The following is an 18,740-nucleotide window of genomic DNA, read 5'->3' as shown; positions in this document are numbered from 1 at the left end:
CCGTCGGCACGGGCGGCATATCGCCCGGAAGAGGGCACCGATTAGCGAACGAGCCGGGCGGCACCCGTCCGGGCCAACGTCCTCACCGGGACGTGGCCCCTCCCGCCGGACGGAGGGAGGCTACGGCTGGAACCGGTAGCCCATCCCGGGCTCGGTGAGCAGGTGCCGCGGCCGGTCCGTGTCCGGCTCGAGCTTGCGCCGCAGCTGGGCCATGTACTGGCGCAGGTAGTTCGTCTCGTCGTTGTACGCCGAGCCCCACACCTCGTGCAGCAGCTGGCGCTGCGACACCAGCCGGCCGGGGTGGCGCAGCAGCGCCTGCAGCAGCCCCCACTCGGTGGGGGTGAGGCGTACCTGCCGGTCCTCCTCCGGGCCGTCGCCGTCGCGGATCACCCGGCGGGCGGCGAGATCGACCGTCATCGTCCCGATGCGCACGACCGCGCTGTCGTCGCCCGGTGCCGCCCGTCGCGCCACCGCCCGGGCGCGCGCCAGCAGCTCCTCGATGTCGAAGGGCTTGGTCACGTAGTCGTCGGCCCCCGCGTCCAGGGCCTCGACCTTGTCCAGGGAGTCGGCCCTGCCGGACAGCACCAGGATCGGCACGGTGCTCCAGCCGCGCAGCCCGCGGATCACCTCGACGCCGTCCATGTCCGGCAGGCCGAGGTCGAGGATGACGAGGTCGGGTCGGGCGCGTGCCGCGACCGCCAGCGCCTCGGCCCCGGTGGCGGCGGTCTCCACCTCGTACGCCCGCGCCCGCAGGTTGATGCGCAGCGCGCGCAGGATCTGCGGCTCGTCGTCCACGACCAGGGCCCGGGTCACGGCCGACAGCCTCACACGGCCGCCGGCCGGTCGCGGCGAGAGGTCGTCAGTGCCTCGTCAAGGTGCGCCGCGGCGGCGTCAGGAACGCGTCAAGAGGCGGCTCCGGGGCTGCGGCCGGAGGTTCTCTGGGCCGTGCCCACCGTGGGCACCGCGGGCCGTGACCCGGCCGCGCGGAGTTGATGCGGCTGCTCGGGAGCTCTGATATGGCCGATCTGGTCTTCGTCCTCGTCACCGTGGCGTTCTTCGTCGCGTGCGGTGTCATCGTCCGCGGGGTTGAGCGGCTGTGAGCGCCGAGAACGTCATCGGCCTGATCGTCGCGGTCGGCCTCATCGGCTACCTGGTCGTGGCGCTGCTCTTCCCCGAGAGGCTCTGACGTGAACGGAACGACGTCGTTCGTCCTCTCGGTCGCCGGGCTGGTCGCGGCGCTCGCGCTGGCCCACCGGCCGCTCGGGGACCACATGGCCCGGGTGTACGCCGCTCCTCGCCACCTGCGGGCGGAGCGGGTCGTCTACAAGCTGGTCGGGGTGGACCCGGAGGCCGACCAGCGCTGGCCGGTGTACCTGCGCTCGGTCCTCGCCTTCTCCGTGGTCAGCGTCCTCGCCCTGTACGCCCTGCAGCGCGTCCAGGATCACCTGCCGCTCTCGCTCGGCTTCGCCGGGGTCGAGCCCGACCAGGCGTTCAACACGGCCGCGTCGTTCGTCTCGAACACGAACTGGCAGTCCTACTCCGGCGAGGCGGCGATGGGCCACCTCACCCAGGTGGGCGGCCTGGCGGTCCAGAACTTCGTCTCGGCCGCGGTCGGCATGTCCGTCGCGGTGGCGCTGGTCCGCGGGTTCGCGCGCTCGCGCACCGAGCGGCTCGGCAACTTCTGGGTGGACCTGACCCGCACCTGCATCCGGGTCCTCCTTCCGCTCTCGTTCGTCGCGGCGGTGGCTCTCGTCGCCTGCGGCGTCATCCAGAACGTCCACGGCTTCACCGACGTGCAGACTCTCGCGGGCGGCTCGCAGTCGATCCCGGGCGGCCCCGTCGCATCGCAGGAGGCCATCAAGGAGCTCGGCACGAACGGCGGCGGGTTCTTCAACGCGAACTCGGCCCACCCGTTCGAGGGGCCGACGGCCTTCGCCTCGTGGTTCCAGGTCTTCCTGATCCTGCTGATCCCGTTCAGCATGCCGCGCACCTTCGGAAAGCTCGTCGGCGACGTACGCCAGGGCTACGCCATCGTCGCCACGATGGGCCTCATCTGGGCCGCCTCGCTGGTCGCGATGTACGTCGTGGAGTCCGCGCACCCCGGCACGGTCCCGCAGGCGGTCGGGGCTTCCTCGGAGGGGAAGGAGACCCGCTTCGGCGTCGGGCTGTCGTCGCTGTTCGCCACGTCGACGACGATGACCTCGACGGGTGCGGTCAACTCGTTCCACGACTCCTTCACCTCGTTGGGCGGCGGGCTGACCCTGCTCAACATGCAGCTGGGGGAGGTGACGCCCGGCGGCGTCGGCGGCGGCCTCTACGGGATGCTGGTCCTCGCGGTCGTCGCGGTCTTCCTCGCCGGCCTGATGGTGGGGCGTACGCCGGAGTACCTCGGCAAGAAGCTCGCCCCGAGGGAGATGAAGCTGGCTTCGCTCTACATCCTCGTCATGCCGGCGACCGTGCTGTCGCTCACGGCGGTCGCGGTCGCTCTCGACGGGCCGCGCTCCTCGATGCTCAACACCGGGGCGCACGGCTTCTCCGAGGTGCTCTACGCGTTCACGTCGGCGGCGAACAACAACGGCAGCGCCTTCGCCGGCATCAGCGTCAACACCGGCTTCTACAACACGACGCTCGGGCTCGCGATGCTCATCGGCCGGTTCGTGCCCATCATCCTCGTGCTGGCGCTGGCCGGGTCGTTGGCGAAGCAGGCACCGGTGCCGGCCACCGGCGGGACGCTCCCGACCCACCGCGGCCTCTTCGTCGGGCTGCTGAGCGGCGTCGTCCTCATCGTCGCGGGGCTGACCTTCCTGCCGGCGCTCGCGCTCGGGCCGCTCGCGGAGGGGCTGTGACCGGACGACCCGCTCCGGGCGGTCTCGTGGAAGGCCGTGCTCGCCACAGCGAGCGCAGGTCTCCACAGCTCACCGCTGGCGGGGCCGCCCGACCATCCTCGAACTCCGGAAAGGAACTGCTGTCATGACGCCGGTCGCCGCGCGCGAGGCTTCGAGCGAGGGCCACACCGGGGGCGGGGGCACGCACCAGCCGGAGCGCCGGGTGAGCGGCGGCCTGCTCGATCCCCAGCAGCTGCTCCGCTCGGTGCCGGACGCGGTCCGCAAGCTCGACCCGCGCCAGCTGGTGCACAACCCCGTGATGCTCGTCGTGGAGGCCGGCTCGGTGCTCGCGACGGTCCTGGCCGTGACCGACCCGAGCGTCTTCGCCTGGGCGATCGTGGTCTGGCTCTGGCTGACGGTGATCTTCGCGAACCTCGCCGAGGCGACCGCGGAGGGCCGGGGGAAGGCGCAGGCGGCCACCCTGCGGGAGGCCCGCACCACCACGACCGCGCGGAGGCTGGGCCGCGGGGGCGCCGAGGAGCACGTCCCCGCGACGGAGCTGCGGCTCGGCGACGTCGTCGTGGTCGAGGCGGGCGAGGTCATCCCCGGTGACGGCGACGTGATCGAGGGCGTCGCCAGCGTCGACGAGTCGGCGATCACCGGCGAGTCCGCCCCGGTGATTCGCGAGTCCGGCGGCGACCGCTCGGCCGTGACCGGCGGCACGCGGGTGCTCTCCGACCGGGTCCTCGTCCGCATCACGAGCAAGCCCGGCGAGACCTTCATCGACCGGATGATCGCGCTGGTCGAGGGCGCCTCGCGGCAGAAGACCCCCAACGAGATCGCCCTCGACATCCTGCTCTCGAGCCTGACCATCATCTTTCTGCTGGTGGTCGTGACGTTGCAGCCGTTCGCCGTCTACTCCGGCGCCGAGCAGTCGCTCGTCACGCTCGTCGCGCTGCTCGTCTGCCTCATCCCGACCACGATCGGCGCCCTGCTGTCCGCCATCGGCATCGCCGGCATGGACCGGCTCGTGCAACGCAACGTCCTGGCCATGTCCGGCCGCGCCGTGGAGGCGTCCGGGGACGTCGACACCCTGCTGCTGGACAAGACGGGGACGATCACCTTCGGCAACCGGCAGGCGACCGAGCTCCTCCCGGTGCCGCGGGTGCCGGTCGCCGAGCTGGCCGAGGCCGCGCAGCTGTCCAGCCTGTCCGACGAGACGCCCGAGGGCCGGTCCATCGTGACCCTCGCCCGACGGTTCGGGCTGCCCGGCGAGGGCGATGCGGAGCTCGCCGGGGCCGAGTTCGTCCCCTTCACGGCGCAGACCAGGATGTCCGGCGTCGACCTGCCGGGGAACGCCGGCCGTCCCGAGCGGCTCGTCCGCAAGGGTGCCTCCTCGGCCGTCGGGGCCTGGGTGCGAGAGCAGGGCGGCACGATCCCGCCGGACGTCGAGGCCCAGGTGGACCGGGTGTCGGAGGCCGGGGGCACCCCGCTCGTCGTCGCCGAGTCCGTGGACGGGCGGGCGCGCGCCCTCGGCGTGATCGCGCTGAGCGACGTGGTCAAGCCGGGCATGCGCGAGCGCTTCGACCAGCTGCGCGCCATGGGCATCCGCACGGTCATGGTCACCGGGGACAACCCGCTCACTGCACGGGCGATCGCCGCCGAGGCGGGCGTCGACGACTTCCTCGCGGAGGCCACCCCCGAGGACAAGATGGCGCTCATCCGGCGCGAGCAGGCCGGCGGGCGGCTGGTCGCGATGACCGGGGACGGCACCAACGACGCCCCGGCGCTCGCACAGGCCGACGTCGGCGTCGCCATGAACACGGGGACGTCGGCCGCCAAGGAGGCCGGCAACATGGTCGACCTCGACTCGGACCCGACGAAGCTCATCGACATCGTCGAGATCGGCAAGCAGCTGCTCATCACCCGCGGCGCGCTCACCACGTTCTCGCTGGCCAACGACCTCGCGAAGTACTTCGCGATCCTGCCGGCGATGTTCGTCGCGGCCTTCCCCGGCCTGGACGCGCTCAACATCATGCGGCTGCACAGCCCTGAGTCCGCCATCACGTCCGCGGTCGTCTTCAACGCCCTCGTCATCGTCGCGCTGATCCCGCTCGCGCTGCGCGGCGTGCGCTACGTGCCGTCCTCCGCGTCGGCCCTGCTGCGCCGCAACCTGCTGGTCTACGGCCTGGGCGGCGTCGTCACGCCGTTCGTCGGCATCAAGCTCCTCGACCTCGTCATCTCCCAGCTTCCCGGGATGTCCTGACCATGAGCACCTCCACGATCGACCGCCCTTCCCCCTTGCCCGAGAACGCTGCCCTGCCCTCGAGCCGCCCCCCGCTGACCCGGCAGATCGTGGCCGCGGTCCGCGCCCTCCTCGTCATGACCGTCGTGCTCGGCGTGGCGTACCCGCTCGCCGTGACCGGGGTGGCCCAGGTGGCGCTCGGCGACAGGGCCGACGGCTCCCTCGTCGAGGCCGACGGCCGTGTCGTCGGCTCCCGCCTGCTGGGCCAGGCGTTCTCGGACGCCGACGGAAACGCCCTGCCCGAGTGGTTCCAGCCGCGCCCCTCCGCCGCCGGCGACGGGTACGACCCGAGGGCCAGCTCGGCGTCGAACCTCGGGCCGGAGAGCCGGGACCTGCTCGCCCTCGTGGAGGAGCGGCGGGCGGCGGCCGCGACGGCGGACGGGGTCGACCCGGCCCAGGTGCCGCCGGACGCGCTCACGGCGAGCGGGTCCGGCCTGGACCCGCACATCTCCCCGGAGTACGCCCGCCAGCAGGTGGCGCGGGTGGCCCGCGAGCGCGGCCTCGACCTCGAGCAGGTGCGCCGGCTCGTCGAGCAGCACGTGCAGGGGCGCGAGGCCGGCTTCCTCGGGGAGCCGCGCGTCAACGTGCTCGAGCTGAACATCGCGCTCGCGGAGCTGGGCTCCTGAGCATGGGACGGCCGTCGGCCGGCCGCGGGCACGCACAATGAGTGGCGTGACCCGCGGCCGGCTGCGCATCTACCTGGGTGCCGCACCCGGCGTCGGCAAGACGTACGCCATGCTCGGCGAGGCGCGCCGACGGGCCGAGCGCGGGACCTCCGTCGTGGTGGGGTTCGTGGAGGACCACGGCCGGCCCCAGACCGCGGCGATGGTCGACGGCCTCGACGTCGTGCCACGCCGCCGGGTGCCCTACCGCGGCGGTGAGTTCGAGGAGATGGACGTCGACGCCGTCCTCGCCCGACGGCCACAGGTCGCCGTGGTGGACGAGCTCGCGCACACCAACATCCCGGGATCGCGCAACGACAAGCGCTGGCAGGACGTCGAGCTGCTGCTGGATGCAGGAATCGACGTGCTGTCGACGCTGAACGTCCAGCACCTGGAGTCGCTCAACGACGTCGTCGAGAAGATCACCGGCGTCGCGCAGCGGGAGACCGTCCCCGACGAGGTGGCCCGCCGCGCCGAGCAGGTGCAGCTCGTCGACTCGACCCCGGAGGCGCTGCGGCGCCGGATGGCGCACGGCAACATCTACCCGGCCGAGCGCGTCGACGCGGCCCTCTCGAACTACTTCAGGCCGAGCAACCTGACCGCTCTCCGCGAGCTGGCCCTGCTCTGGCTCGCCGAGAAGGTCGACGAGGGGCTGCAGAAGCTCCGGGCGGACCTCGGCGTCTCGGAGACGTGGGAGACGCGCGAGCGCGTGGTCGTGGCGCTCAGCGGCGGCCCGGAGGGGGAGACGTTGCTGCGGCGGGCCGCCCGCATCGCGGACCGGTCGAGCGGCGCGGACCTGCGGGCGGTCTACGTGGCCCGGTCCGACGGGCTCACCGGGGCCTCGCCGGCGGCCCTCGCCAAGCAGCGGCGGCTCGTCGAGGACCTGGGCGGGACGTACTCGGTGGTCGTCGGCGACGACGTGCCGCGCGCGCTGCTGCAGTTCGCGCGCGGCGAGAACGCGACCCAGCTCGTCCTCGGCGTCAGCCGGCACTCGCGGCTGGCCCATCTCTTGCGCGGGCCCGGCACGACGGCGGCCGTCACGAGGATGTCCGGCGACATCGACGTCCACATCGTGACGCACGAGCACGCCGCCGGCAGCTGGCGGCTGCCGATGCCCACGACGGGCGTCGACGTACGCCGACGGTGGTGGGGCCTGCTGCTGTCGGTGCTGCTGCCGGGCCTGCTGACCCCCGCTCTGCTCGTCACGGACGACGCGTTGAACCTCACCAGCGACGTTCTGCTCTACCTCCTGGCCGTGGTCACGGTGGCGCTGGTGGGCGGCGCGATCCCGGCCGCCGTCGCGGCCGTGCTGTCCACGGTGCTGCTCAACTGGTTCTTCACCCCGCCCGTCCGGACCTTCACCATCGCCGAGCGCAACAACCTGCTCGCCCTGGTCGTGTTCCTGGCGGTGGGGGCGATGGTGAGCACGATCGTGGACCTGGCCGCGCGCCGCCGCAGCCAGGCGGCCCGGGCGACCGCGGAGGCGACGACGCTGTCGGCGGTCGCCGGGAGCGTGCTCCGCGGGGAGACCGCCCTGGCCGCGCTCCTGGACCGCCTGCGCGAGACCTTCGGCATGACCTCGGTCAGCCTGCTCGAGCGCCGGGACGACACGGGGCGGTGGGCCGTGGCCGGCTCCAGCGGCCCGCTGGCCTGCCGCGCCCCCGGCGAGGCCGACGTGGAGGTGCCCGTGGGGGAGCGGCTCACCCTGGCCCTGCGCGGCCGGCCGCTGCCGAGCGAGGACCGGCGGGTGCTGGGCGCGTTCGCGGCCCAGGCGGCGGCTGCGCTCGAGCACCAGCGGCTGGCGCAGGCCGCTGCCGCAGGAGAGGGCATGGCCCGCGCGGACCGGGTGCGCTCGGCGCTGCTGCGCGCGGTGAGCCACGACCTGCGCACGCCGCTCGCCTCGGCGAAGGCGGCGGTCGCGAGCCTGCGCTCGCACGAGGTCGAGTGGAGCCCGGAGGACGAGGCCGAGCTCCTCGAGACCGCGGACGAGTCGCTCGACCGGCTCACCCGGCTCGTGGAGAACCTGCTCGACCTCAGCCGGCTCGAGGCCGGCGCGCTGAGCGTGTTCCTCCGCGACGTGCCGCTCGACGAGGTGATCCCGCTCGCGCTCGACACGCTCGGGCCGGCCGGGCTGGACGTCACCAGCGACGTACCGGAGACGCTGCCCGCCGTCCGGGCCGACCCCGCCCTGCTCGAGCGAGTCGTCGCCAACCTCGTCTCGAACGCGCTGCGCTACTCCCCGCCCGGCAAGCCGCCGCACCTGGCCGCCAGCACGCTCGGTGACTCGGTGGAGCTGCGCGTCGTCGACCGCGGCCCCGGCATCCCGGAGCAGGACCGCGAGCGCGCATTCGTGCCGTTCCAGCGCCTCGGCGACACCGACAACGCGACCGGGGTCGGGCTGGGGCTCGCCCTGTCGCGCGGGCTCGCCGAGGCCATGGGTGGCACCCTCGTCCCCGACGACACCCCCGGGGGCGGACTGACGATGACGCTGACCCTGCCCGCGGCCAGCCCCTCCGGACGCCGCGAAGGAACCCGCGAATGAGCACGGCCACTGCTCCCGTATCCCCGCCTGCCCCGGAGCGGCCGGGCTTGCGCGCCTGGCTCCTCGAGGGCCTGTCGGACCGCGCCACCAAGATCCAGGGGCCGCACGGGCGGACGACCGGCGAGGAGCACCGCAAGCCCTGGTGGCGCGTCATGTGCCTCACCGGCGTCGACTACTTCTCCACGCTCGGCTACCAGCCGGCCATCGCTGCGCTCGCGGCCGGGGCCGTCGCGCCCATCGCCACCCTCGTCCTCGTCGCGCTCACCCTGCTCGGGGCGCTGCCCGTCTACCGCAGGGTCGCGCGCGAGAGCCCGAAGGGCGAGGGGTCGATCGCGATGCTGGAACGGGTTCTGCCGTGGTGGGCCGGCAAGCTCTTCGTGCTCGTCCTGCTGGGCTTCGCCGCGACCGACTTCCTCATCACGATCACGCTCTCGGCCGCCGACGCGTCCGCACACGCGATCGAGAACCCGTACGCCCCGTCCTGGGTCGACGGCCACGAGGTGCTGCTGACCATGGGGCTGCTCGCGCTGCTGGGCGCGGTCTTCCTGCGTGGCTTCACCGAGGCGATCGGCATCGCCGTGGTCCTGGTCGGCGTCTACCTCACGCTCAACGCGGTGGTCGTGGCCGTCGCGCTGGCCGAGGTCGCCGCGCACCCGCACGTCGTCGGCGACTGGCAGGACCTGCTCGTCGCCGAGCACCCCCACTGGCTCGGCGTCCTCGGCATGGCGCTCATCGTGTTCCCCAAGCTGGCCCTCGGGCTGTCCGGCTTCGAGACCGGCGTCGCGGTCATGCCGCAGGTCAAGGGCGGCCCGGACGACACCGAGGACCGGCCACTGGGACGCATCGCCGGCACCCACAAGCTGCTCACCACGGCCGCGCTCATCATGAGCGTCTTCCTGGTGCTGTCGAGCTTCACGACCACGCTGCTCATCCCGGCGGAGGAGTTCGGGGAAGGGGGCGAGGCGAACGGCCGCGCCCTCGCGTACCTCGCCCACGAGCACCTCGGCAACGCCTTCGGCACGGTCTACGACATCAGCACCATCGCCATCCTCTGGTTCGCCGGGGCGTCGGCGATGGCGGGGCTGCTCAACCTCGTGCCGCGCTACCTGCCGCGCTACGGCATGGCCCCGCGCTGGGCCCGGGCCGTCCGACCGCTGGTGCTCGTGTTCACGGCTGTCGCGTTCTTCGTGACGTGGTACTTCGAGGCGGACGTCGACGCCCAGGGAGGGGCGTACGCGACCGGCGTCCTCGTGCTCATCACGTCCGCCTCCGTCGCCGTGACCCTGTCGGCCCGGCGCAAGCGGCAGCGCCGGCTCACCGTCTTCTTCGGCTCCGTCGCGGCCGTCTTCGTCTACACGACCGCTACCAACGTGGTGGAACGACCGGACGGCGTGCGCATCGGCGCCTGCTTCATCGTCGCGATCCTCGCGGTGTCGATCGCCTCGCGCACGCGACGCGCCTTCGAGCTGCGCGCGGCGAGCGTACGGTTCGACCCGGCGGCCGTGCAGTACCTCCGGGAGGCGGCGAAGTCCGGGACGCTGCGCATCGTCGCCAACGAGCCGGGCGCGCGCGATGCGAAGGAGTACCGCGAGAAGGCCCGGGAGGTCCGGCTCGACAACGACCTGCCCGCGTGGGCGCCGCTGGTCTTCCTCGAGGTGACGGTCACCGACGCCTCGGACTTCGAGACCGACCTCGTCGTCAAGGGCGAAGAGCGCTTCGGGTACCGGATCCTCCGCGTCGCCAGCTCGGTCATCCCGAACACCATCGCCGAGCTCCTGCTCGAGATGCGCGGCCTGACCGGCGCCATCCCGCACGTCTACTTCACCTGGACCGAGGGGAGCCCCTTCCGCAACCTGCTCCGCTTCCTCTTCGTCGGGGCCGGGGAGGTGGCGCCGGTGACGCGCGAGGTGCTCCGCGAAGCCGAGCCCGACGTCGGGCGCCGGCCGCGGGTTCACGTCAGTTGAGACGAGAGGAGGGCCGGCAGGTGACCGAGCAGCAGGACGGCACGGGAGCCCGGGGCTCCGGCAGCCGCGGGCGGGGCGGCGCCGACGCCGTGGTCGGCGACTGCGCGGTCTACGAGCAGGGCCGGCGACGCGGCGAGCGGATCCCCCTCGTCGACGCGGGGCAGGCGGCGCGCGGGACCGACGGTTTCCTGTGGATCGGCATGCAGCAGCCGTCCGAGCAGGACATCGCCGAAGCCGCGGCCGAGTTCGGGCTGCCCGCCCTGGCGGTGGACGACGCGGTCAACGCGCACCAGCGGCCGAAGCTGGAGGTGTACGGCGAGGTCCTGTTCGCCGTGCTCAAGCCCGTCCGGTACGTGGACCACGACGAGGTCGTGGACGTCGCGGAGCTCGCGGTGTTCCTCGGGGAGTCCTTCGTGGTCACCGTGCGGCACGGCGAGTCCGACGTCCTGCACCGCGTGCGGCTCGAGCTCGACGCAGGCCTGGACGAGCCGCTCGACGGGTTCGGCGCCGCAGCGGTGCTCTACCGCGCTGCGGACCTGATCGTCGACGGCTACGAGGAGGCCGTCGAGCGGATCAACGCTGACATCGACGAGATCGAGGCGCTCGTGTTCGGCCCCGGCGGGGACGACCACTCCGAGCGCATCTACAAGCTCAAGAGCGAGGTCGCCGAGTTCCGCCGCGCGGTCCTGCCGCTGGCGCGCCCGCTGGAGCGGCTGATGACCGGGGCGCTCCCCCACGTCCCGACGGCGGCGCGCGCGTACTTCCGGGACGTGCACGACCACCTGCTGCGCGCGGCGGAGCAGGTCGAGGGGTTCGAGCGGCAGCTGACCGACGTGCTGCAGGCGAACGCCGCCCGCGTCACCACCGCGCACAGCGCCATCGCGCTGCGGCAGAACGCGGACATGCGGCGGATCTCCGCCTGGGCCGCCATCGCCCTCGTGCCCACGGCCATCGCCGGGGTCTACGGGATGAACTTCGAGAACATGCCCGAGACCCGCTGGCAGTACGGCTACTTCGTGGTCCTCGGCGTCATCGTCACGACCTGCGTCGTGCTGCACCGGCTCTTCCGCCGCAACGGCTGGCTCTAGCCCGCGCCGGCCTCCGCCCGGGTTCGTGTGGAGCGCTGACCGTGCCGGCACGCGGCCGGCACTCCACGGTCCTCGCGTTTCAGCGCTCCTGCCGGCGGCGTCGACCCACCGCGCAGAGCCCGGCACCGGCTGCGAGCAGGACGATCGCGGCACTTGCGAGCGTGCGCACGTCGGCACCCGTCCTCGCCAGTCGAGCAGGGGCGCTCTGCGCCACCGTCATGGCCGCCGGCGGAACGCTCACGCGCAGGACCGCCACCGAGGGCTCGCCGTCCGGGCCGACGAGGGCGTACGTGAGGCTGTCGTCGCCGGAGAACCCGCGCTCGGCGGTGTAGCGGACCCGGCCGTCGCTCAGGACCTCGGCGGACCCGTGGTCGGGCTCCTTGGCGACGACGACGGGATAGGAGACGTCGTGCAGCGCGTCGTTGGCGAGCACCGTGGCGGTCCCGGTGCGCTCTCCCGCGGGGAGCGTGAGGCGGTCCGGCCGTGCCGTCGGGGCCGCAGCCGGCAGCGCGGCGGTGCCCGCGGGTGCGAGCGACCGGGGCCGGGAAGCGGCCGCGGGGCGTGCCGCTCCCTCCCCGCCGGCGGGAGTCGCGACCGGGGCCGGCTCCAGGTGGCTGGGGGAGGCTGCCGGGGACGTGGGGGCCGTCGGCGACGTGAAGAACGGGGGAGCCGGGACGGGGGCCGCGGTGGCCGCAAGCGGCGTCGGCAGGGCGCGAGCGGGCAGGGCGGGAGCGGGCAGGGCGGGAACGGGCAGGGCGGGAGCGGGCACGGCGGGCGTCGGCGGGGCGGCAGTCGCCGGTGAGGTCGCCGCCGCCGGGGCGGGGGGAAGGGCCGCCGGCGTGGCGGCCACCACCGGCGGGACGGCCCCCGCGCCGGGAGCAGCCGGGGGTGGCGCGGGGGCCCCGGGCTCGGACGCGAGGTCGGTCAGTGCGAGCGCCGTGCCGGTGGCGACGGGCAGCCCCTGGGCGTCCGTGACGAGGGAGCTGCCGTCCGCAGAAGCGGTGCCGCTGAGCACGCGCCCGTCGGCCGTGACCGCGAGCCCGGAGGAGGCGGCCGTAGCGGCCCCCGGCGCGGCGGCGTACGCCGCGACGGTCGCGCCGGGCGGGAGGGCGAAGAGCCCTGCGTCGGTGAGGACGTAGGCCGTGCCGTCGGGGGCGTACGCGAGGTCGGCGCGGGCGCCGGAGGGAAGGCCGGCCACGGGGGAGCGGGAGAGCTCGGCCCCGGTCGTCGGGTCGATCTCGACGAGCGAGTCGCCGGCGATGCCGTGCAGCCGGCCGTCGGGGGCGAACGCGAGCCCGGTGAGGGGGACGTCGAGCGTCGCAGGCAGGACGGCCGGCAACTGGGCGGCCGGGTCGTACGCCGCCACCGCGAAGCGGCCGTCCGGGCCGGGGGTGGCGGAGACGACGTACAGCAGGCCCGTCCCCGGCTGCCGGGCGGCGGCATCGGTGGCGAAGGGAAGCGCGCCGGGCAGCGGGACCAGTGCGCCCCCGGGCTCGTCGACGGCGTAGACCTGGGAGGCCGCGACCGCGTAGACGGTGCCGTCCGGCAGGGCGGAGGCCGGGGCCGCGGCCAGCGCCGACAGCACGAGCCCGCCGGCGGCGGCGAGCCCGGACACGGCGGCTGCGCTCGCGAACGGGCGGGCCGGGGCGCAGGAGACCGCCCGGGCGAACGGGCGCAGCGGGGTGCGGGGCCGGGAGTGCTTTCCCATGGGCGAGGCGCTCCTCGTGCTCGGCGCGGCGGACGTCCCCCTGCCTTCGGCAGGGGACGGGCCGTGCTGAAGCGCGCCGCCGCCCGCCGTCAGCAGCCGGGGGTGGGCGCGGGCGACGGGGCGAGCGCCGCGGCGGCAGCACCGGGAGCGCGCAGCCGCGAGTAGGAGCTGCCGAGCACCAGGTCCACGGTCGTGCCTCGGCGCCTGTCCGTCACCAGCTCGGCCCCCGGGACCTGCGCCGCGACCGTCCGCGCACCGGCGGCCCCCTGCGGGCCGGAGCGCACCTGGGCGGTCGCGCGCAGCGGCCGGCCCACGGGGTCGTTGCCCACCTCGGCCACCCGGAAGCCGCGCGCCTGCAGCCGGCTGCTGACCGTGGCGGCGAGCCCGGCCTTCGTCGTCGCGTTGTAGACGTTCACGGTGACCTGGCGCGGCGCCGGCGGGGTGGGCTGCGGGCTCGCGGCCGGCGACGGCCTGCCGGGCGCGCACGTGCTGGACGCGACGGGGGCCGAGCCGGCCGCCGGGCTGCCGTCCTCGCGGCCCTGCCAGCGGTCGTACGCCCACCAGCCGCCGTAGCCCGCACCGGCCAGCAGCGCGAGCGCCAGGACGGCGGCCAGCAGGCCTCGCGCCCGGCTGCGGCGGCGCCCGTGGGAGCGGCCGAGCCGGGAGGGGTCGAAGCCGCGCGGGGTGAGCATGCTCACGGCGTCGCCTCCGGCTCGAGCTCGAGGACCCGGGCGTGCAGCACGTTGCGCTGCTGCAGCGCGGCCCGCAGTGCGCGGTGCAGCCCGTCCTCGAGGTAGAGCTCCCCGCGCCACGCCACGACGTGGGCGAACAGGTCGCCGTAGAAGGTCGAGTCCTCGGCCAGGAGCGCCGCAAGGTCGAGCGTGCGCTTCGTCGTCACCAGCTGGTCGAGCCGCACCTGGCGCGGCGGCACCCTGGCCCAGTCGCGCTGCGAGGTGGCGTGCTCCGGGTACGGCCTGCCGTCGCCCACCGCCTTGAAGAGCACCCGCGAAGCCTAGTCGAGGCCGATCCGGCACCTTCTGCCCGGCGTGCGCCGCGGTGCCCGGCGGGCTGACGGCGTCCTGGTGAGGCAGGGCGGACGGGCGGCCGGCCCGGCGGTGCGTGCCCCGGACGCGACGACGGCGCCGCGGCTGGGGAGCCGCGGCGCCGTCGGGACGCGGAGGATGCGGGATTTGAACCCGCGAGGGGTTGCCCCCAACACGATTTCCAATCGTGCGCCCTAGGCCACTAGGCGAATCCTCCGTCGGCGAGGATAGCGGCACCGCCGCGGTGGCCGACGGGCCCGCCCCGCTCCGCACGCAGGAGACGGCCCACCGGGGTGACGGGCGAGCCCCGCCGGCCCGCCAGCAGGTACGCTTCGGCCCAGCCCCTCGCGTGGCGCTATCCCGCTGAACCCCCCCAGGGCCGGAAGGCAGCAAGGGTAGGCAGGCTCTGGCGGGTGCGCGAGGGGCCCTGTGCGTCCCGAGGCCTTTCCCCGGCCCTTCCCCGGCCCGTCCCCAGCCCTCTCCCGGTCGTCCACGGGACCGTCCGGGGCGGCACCGGCTGTCCGCCCGCCCGGCTACTGTCGAAGCGTGTCCCAAGCCCTCTACCGCCGCTACCGGCCGGAGACCTTCGCCGACGTGATCGGCCAGGAGCACGTGACCGGCCCGCTCGGCCAGGCGCTGCGCAAGGGCCACATCAACCACGCCTACCTCTTCTCCGGCCCGCGCGGCTGCGGCAAGACGACGAGCGCCCGGATCCTGGCCCGCTGCCTCAACTGCGAGCAGGGGCCCACGCCCACGCCGTGCGGGGTCTGTGACTCGTGCGTCTCGCTCGCCCGCGGCGGCCCCGGCAACATCGACGTCATCGAGATCGACGCCGCCAGCCACGGCGGCGTGGACGACGCACGCGAGCTGCGCGACCGCGCGTTCTTCGCCCCCGCCTCCTCGCGCTTCAAGGTCTACATCGTCGACGAGGCCCACATGGTCTCCACGCAGGGCTTCAACGCACTGCTGAAGGTCGTGGAGGAGCCGCCCGAGCACGTCAAGTTCGTCTTCGCGACGACGGAGCCCGAGAAGGTCATCGGGACGATCCGCTCGCGCACCCACCACTACCCGTTCCGGCTGGTGCCGCCGAGCAAGCTGCAGGAGCACCTCGCGGCGATCTGCGCGCGCGAGGGCGTGACCGTCGAGAAGGGCGTGCTCCCGATCGTCGTGCGCGCCGGGCGCGGCTCGGTGCGCGCGTGGGCGCCGCTGGTCGACCAGCTGGTGGGCGGCGCGGGGCCGGAGGGCGTGACGTACGCCCTGGCGACGGCGCTGCTCGGCTTCACCGACGCCTCACTGCTGGACGCGACGGTCGACGCATTCGCCGCCGGTGACGGCGCGGCGGTGTTCACCATGGTCGACCGCGTGATCGAGGGCGGGCTCGACCCCCGCCGCTTCGCCGAGGACCTGCTCGAGCGGCTGCGTGACCTGATCATCCTCGACGCGGTGCCGGACTCGGCCGAGGCGCTGCTCAGCCACTGCCCCCCCGACCAGCTCGAGGCGATGCGCGCCCAGGCCGGCGGGTTCGGCACCGGAGCGCTCTCCCGGGCGGCCGACATCCTCAGTGCCGGGCTCACCGAGATGCGTGGGACGACCGCGCCACGCCTCCAGCTGGAGCTCATGTGCGCGCGGGTGCTGCTGCCCGCCGCCGAGGGGGACGAGCGCTCGCTGGCCGCCCGGCTCGACCGGCTCGAGCGCCGGGTCAGCGGCGGTGGGCCGATGCCCGCCCCGACGCCGCTGCCGGCGGCCGCCACGCCGACGCCCGCCCCGTCGCCGACGCCCGCCCCGTCGCCGACGCCCGCCCCGTCGCCGGCCCCGCAGCCGTCCCCGACGCCTGCTCCGTCGCCGACCCCCGCACCGTCGCCGACCCCGCAGCCCTCACCCGCCCCCACACCGTCGCCGACCCCGCAGCCCTCACCCGCCCCCACACAGTCCCCCGTGCCCGACTCTGCCCCCGTGCCGGAGCTGTCCGCGGGCCGGGCCGGCGGGCCGGGTGGCCCGGGTGGCCCCGGTGGCCCCGGTGGCCCCGGGGGGATGGACCTCGCCGGCGTCCGCGGGATGTGGCCGGTGGTGCTGTCCACGCTGGCGGGGCTCAAGCGGACGACGTGGAGCCTCGTCGCGCAGAACGCCACGGTTGCCGGGCTGTCCGACGGCCGCCTGACGCTCTCGTTCGCGACGGCGGGCCTGCGCGACCGGTTCAGCTCCCGCGGGGACCACGAGGAGTACGTCCGGCAGGCGCTCATCGACGTGCTCGGCGTCGACTGGCGGGTCGAGGCGATCGTCGGCGGCCCCGGGGACGGCGGGCCGCCGGCAGCGCCACCGCGGTCCGGCGCGCCGTCGGGGCAGCCGGCCTACAGCCCGCCGGCGTACGCCCCGCCGGCCACCGACGCGCAGGGCTACGGCCCGCCGCCGCCGGCTCCTGCCACCGCGGGCTCACCCGGCCCGGCCTCCTGGCCCGGCGGCCCCTCGTCCGGCGGCCCCTTCTCCGGCGGCCCCTTCTCCGGCGCAGGACAGGGTGCGCCCGGCGACGCGGTCGCCAGCGCGCCGCCCGCCCCGGGCCCCGGCGCCCCGACGGGCCCGGGCCCGGCCGCGTCAGCGGCCGGCAACGATCTCGGCCGGGCACCGGGACGCGCGGCGGCAGCGGCGGCCCCGCCCCCGCGTACGCCCTCCGTCCCGCCGGAGCAGGACACCCCTGCGGCCGACGACCCGGACCTCGACGACAGCGGGCTGAGCGGCGTGCAGCTGCTCGAGCGCGACCTCGGCGCGCGGGTCATCGAGGAGTACGACAACGCGTAGGCTCGCCGCGGGCTCTCCGGGCCCCCTGCCGAGGCTCGTCGCGGAGCCTGGCACGGCCCGGGCGCCTCGCGCGTTCGACCCCGAGACGGCGCTCCACGCGCCGTCCTACCGACGTCTTGTGAAGAAGAGGCCCGACGTGTTCCCAGGTGACGGCTCGCTCGACCTGCAGGCCGTGCTGCGACAGGCCCAGCAGCTGCAGCAGCAGGTGCTCGACGCGCAGGCCGAGCTGGCCGAGGCGCAGGTCTCGGGCACCTCCGGCGGCGGGCTCGTCACGGCGACCGTGTCCGGCGCGGGCGAGCTGCTCGGCCTGGAGATCTCGCCCGAGGCGGTCGACCCGCAGGACACCGAGACCCTGGCCGACCTCGTGGTCGCCGCGGTCCGAGACGCCACGACGCGCGCGGCGGAGCTGCAGGCCCGGGCGATGGGCCCCATGAGCGAGGGGCTCGGTGCGGCCTTCCCCGGCGGGCTGCCGGGCGGCCCGGCGCTCCCGGGCGCCGAGTAGGCCGGACCGTGTACGAAGGGGTCGTCCAGGACCTCATCGACGAGCTGGGCCGGCTGCCCGGGGTCGGGCCGAAGAGCGCCCAGCGCATCGCGTTCCACCTGCTCGCGGCCGACCCGGTCGACGTGCGCCGGCTCGTCGTGGCGCTCGAGCAGGTCAAGGAGAAGGTCCGCTTCTGCCGCATCTGCGGCAACGTGGCCGAGGAGGACGAGTGCCGGGTCTGCCGTGACCCGCGCCGCGACCTCGCCGTCATCTGCGTGGTCGAGGAGCCCAAGGACGTCGTGGCGATCGAGCGCACCCGCGAGTTCCGCGGGCGCTACCACGTGCTGGGCGGGGCGATCAGCCCGATCGAGGGCGTGGGCCCGGACGACCTGCGCATCCGCGAGCTGCTGGCCCGGCTGGCGGACGGTACGGTCACCGAGCTCATCCTCGCCACCGACCCGAACCTCGAGGGCGAGGCCACTGCCACGTACCTCGCCCGGCTGGTGAAACCGATGGGACTTCGGGTAACCCGGCTCGCAAGCGGGCTCCCGGTGGGTGGCGACCTCGAATATGCCGACGAGGTCACGCTGGGGCGTGCGTTCGAAGGAAGGCGGCTGCTCGATGTCTGACCCGACCACTGCGAACTGGGGCGGGGGCTACACCCCCGACCTCACGACCGACTTCGCCGGGGACGAGGGGCCCCCGGTCGGCCCGGCCGAGGACTGGGGTGACTTCGCCGCCGAGATCGCCGACCAGGTCGAGAGCTTCGTCCTGGCCGTCCGCGAGATCGCCGCCGGCGAGAGCCCGGAGACCGCGGTCTCGCTGCTGCTGCTGCAGGTCTCGCAGGTGCTGCTGGCCGGCGGGCGGCTCGGGGCGGTGCAGGACATCGTCCCGGACGAGCGCTTCGAGCCGGACACCGGCGACGACGCCGACGTCGAGGGCATCCGGTCCTCGCTGGGCAACCTGCTCGACCCGGTCGACGAGTACTCCGAGGTGTTCGACCCGTACGGCGAGCCGCCGGAGGTCGTGACGACCACGCTCTCGGACGACCTCGCCGACGTCGTGTCCGACCTCGTCCACGGGCTCCAGCACTACAAGGCCGGGCGCCACGTCGAGGCGCTCTGGTGGTGGCAGTTCTCCTACCTGTCCAACTGGGGCTCCACCGCCAGCGCGGCGCTGCGCGCGCTGCAGTCGGTGGTGTCCCACGTACGCCTCGACGCCCTCGCGGACGACCCCGAGCTCGCGGTCGAGGACCGGCTGCTCGCCGAGACCGCGGCCAGCGCCGTCGCCCCGCCGCAGGACTTCGTCCCGCGCACCGCCCCCTGAGGC

The 18,740-nt window shown here is 74.7% G+C and carries 15 protein-coding genes, 1 tRNA gene and 1 other RNA gene; 12 read left to right on the top strand and 5 right to left on the bottom strand.

The window, feature by feature from the left end:
• Positions 1-120: 120 nt before the first annotated feature.
• Complete coding sequence (locus G9H72_RS03980; protein WP_166167556.1) at positions 121-813, bottom strand: response regulator; 693 nt, start codon at positions 811-813, stop codon at positions 121-123.
• Positions 814-1,096: 283 nt separating this feature from the next.
• Between G9H72_RS03980 and kdpF the strand changes: the two genes are divergently transcribed.
• The 7 genes from kdpF to G9H72_RS03945 all read left to right on the top strand — a co-directional run bounded on the left by kdpF (position 1,097) and on the right by G9H72_RS03945 (position 11,386).
• Positions 1,097-1,186, top strand: coding sequence for a K(+)-transporting ATPase subunit F (gene kdpF / locus G9H72_RS03975; RefSeq protein WP_166167553.1), 90 nt, complete (start codon positions 1,097-1,099; stop codon positions 1,184-1,186).
• A gap of 1 nt (position 1,187) precedes the next feature.
• Positions 1,188-2,846 (top strand): potassium-transporting ATPase subunit KdpA, encoded by a 1,659-nt coding sequence (gene kdpA, locus G9H72_RS03970; RefSeq protein WP_166167550.1) that lies wholly within the window; start codon positions 1,188-1,190, stop codon positions 2,844-2,846.
• A 124-nt stretch (positions 2,847-2,970) separates the two neighbouring features.
• On the top strand, positions 2,971-5,091 hold the full coding sequence (kdpB, locus tag G9H72_RS03965) for a potassium-transporting ATPase subunit KdpB (RefSeq protein ID WP_166167547.1): 2,121 nt from the start codon (positions 2,971-2,973) through the stop codon (positions 5,089-5,091).
• A 2-nt stretch (positions 5,092-5,093) separates the two neighbouring features.
• Positions 5,094-5,756 carry a potassium-transporting ATPase subunit KdpC gene (gene kdpC / locus G9H72_RS03960; RefSeq protein WP_166167544.1) on the top strand — a complete coding sequence of 221 codons (663 nt, stop codon included), beginning with the start codon at positions 5,094-5,096 and terminating at the stop codon, positions 5,754-5,756.
• A gap of 37 nt (positions 5,757-5,793) precedes the next feature.
• Positions 5,794-8,334 carry a DUF4118 domain-containing protein gene (locus tag G9H72_RS03955; RefSeq protein WP_196790638.1) on the top strand — a complete coding sequence of 847 codons (2,541 nt, stop codon included), beginning with the start codon at positions 5,794-5,796 and terminating at the stop codon, positions 8,332-8,334.
• On the top strand, positions 8,331-10,298 hold the full coding sequence (locus tag G9H72_RS03950) for an amino acid transporter (RefSeq protein ID WP_166167538.1): 1,968 nt from the start codon (positions 8,331-8,333) through the stop codon (positions 10,296-10,298). Before G9H72_RS03955 ends, G9H72_RS03950 begins: the two co-directional genes overlap by 4 nt.
• 20 nt (positions 10,299-10,318) lie before the next feature.
• Positions 10,319-11,386, top strand: coding sequence for a magnesium and cobalt transport protein CorA (locus G9H72_RS03945; protein WP_331271959.1), 1,068 nt, complete (start codon positions 10,319-10,321; stop codon positions 11,384-11,386).
• 79 nt (positions 11,387-11,465) lie between these two features.
• Here G9H72_RS03945 and G9H72_RS03940 read toward each other — a convergent pair whose 3' ends face one another.
• From G9H72_RS03940 to G9H72_RS03925, 4 genes are all read right to left on the bottom strand, one after another.
• Positions 11,466-13,094 carry an Ig-like domain-containing protein gene (locus tag G9H72_RS03940; RefSeq protein WP_166167535.1) on the bottom strand — a complete coding sequence of 543 codons (1,629 nt, stop codon included), beginning with the start codon at positions 13,092-13,094 and terminating at the stop codon, positions 11,466-11,468.
• An 89-nt stretch (positions 13,095-13,183) separates the two neighbouring features.
• Positions 13,184-13,786, bottom strand: a complete 603-nt coding sequence (locus tag G9H72_RS03935; RefSeq protein WP_231126414.1) for a LytR C-terminal domain-containing protein — start codon at positions 13,784-13,786, stop codon at positions 13,184-13,186.
• A 2-nt stretch (positions 13,787-13,788) separates the two neighbouring features.
• The gene (locus G9H72_RS03930; RefSeq protein WP_166167529.1) at positions 13,789-14,097 is read right to left on the bottom strand and encodes a type II toxin-antitoxin system VapB family antitoxin; all 309 of its coding nucleotides are present in this window, start codon (positions 14,095-14,097) and stop codon (positions 13,789-13,791) included.
• A gap of 172 nt (positions 14,098-14,269) precedes the next feature.
• Positions 14,270-14,354 (bottom strand) — tRNA-Ser (locus tag G9H72_RS03925).
• Between the two features lie 120 nt (positions 14,355-14,474).
• Between G9H72_RS03925 and ffs the strand changes: the two genes are divergently transcribed.
• From ffs to G9H72_RS03900, 5 genes are all read left to right on the top strand, one after another.
• Positions 14,475-14,569: signal recognition particle sRNA small type (gene ffs, locus G9H72_RS03920), an RNA gene on the top strand.
• A gap of 114 nt (positions 14,570-14,683) precedes the next feature.
• Positions 14,684-16,930: a DNA polymerase III subunit gamma and tau gene (locus G9H72_RS22215; RefSeq protein WP_166167526.1), complete on the top strand. Its 2,247-nt coding sequence runs from the start codon at positions 14,684-14,686 to the stop codon at positions 16,928-16,930.
• Between the two features lie 118 nt (positions 16,931-17,048).
• Positions 17,049-17,432, top strand: a complete 384-nt coding sequence (locus G9H72_RS03910; RefSeq protein WP_331271958.1) for a YbaB/EbfC family nucleoid-associated protein — start codon at positions 17,049-17,051, stop codon at positions 17,430-17,432.
• Positions 17,433-17,440: 8 nt separating this feature from the next.
• Positions 17,441-18,040 carry a recombination mediator RecR gene (recR, locus tag G9H72_RS03905; protein WP_166167523.1) on the top strand — a complete coding sequence of 200 codons (600 nt, stop codon included), beginning with the start codon at positions 17,441-17,443 and terminating at the stop codon, positions 18,038-18,040.
• On the top strand, positions 18,033-18,737 hold the full coding sequence (locus G9H72_RS03900) for a DUF5063 domain-containing protein (RefSeq protein ID WP_166167520.1): 705 nt from the start codon (positions 18,033-18,035) through the stop codon (positions 18,735-18,737). The genes recR and G9H72_RS03900 overlap by 8 nt, the downstream gene beginning before the upstream one ends.
• The last annotated feature ends 3 nt before the right edge of the window (positions 18,738-18,740 follow it).

The organism is Motilibacter aurantiacus, assembly GCF_011250645.1.
Classification (GTDB): Bacteria; Actinomycetota; Actinomycetes; order Motilibacterales; family Motilibacteraceae; genus Motilibacter_A; species Motilibacter_A aurantiacus.
Note: the sequence above shows the minus strand (reverse complement) of the source record. Positions and strands in the feature narration are given on the sequence as shown.

Excerpts from the sequence above, each read along its gene's own strand:
- kdpB (WP_166167547.1), top strand. The coding sequence starts at position 2,971 with ATGACGCCGGTCGCCGCGCGCGAGGCTTCGAGCGAGGGCCACACCGGG.
- G9H72_RS03935 (WP_231126414.1), bottom strand. The coding sequence starts at position 13,786 with ATGCTCACCCCGCGCGGCTTCGACCCCTCCCGGCTCGGCCGCTCCCAC.
- G9H72_RS03950 (WP_166167538.1), top strand. The coding sequence starts at position 8,331 with ATGAGCACGGCCACTGCTCCCGTATCCCCGCCTGCCCCGGAGCGGCCG.
- kdpC (WP_166167544.1), top strand. The coding sequence starts at position 5,094 with ATGAGCACCTCCACGATCGACCGCCCTTCCCCCTTGCCCGAGAACGCT.
- G9H72_RS03900 (WP_166167520.1), top strand. The coding sequence starts at position 18,033 with ATGTCTGACCCGACCACTGCGAACTGGGGCGGGGGCTACACCCCCGAC.
- G9H72_RS03955 (WP_196790638.1), top strand. The coding sequence starts at position 5,794 with ATGAGTGGCGTGACCCGCGGCCGGCTGCGCATCTACCTGGGTGCCGCA.
- G9H72_RS03940 (WP_166167535.1), bottom strand. The coding sequence starts at position 13,094 with ATGGGAAAGCACTCCCGGCCCCGCACCCCGCTGCGCCCGTTCGCCCGG.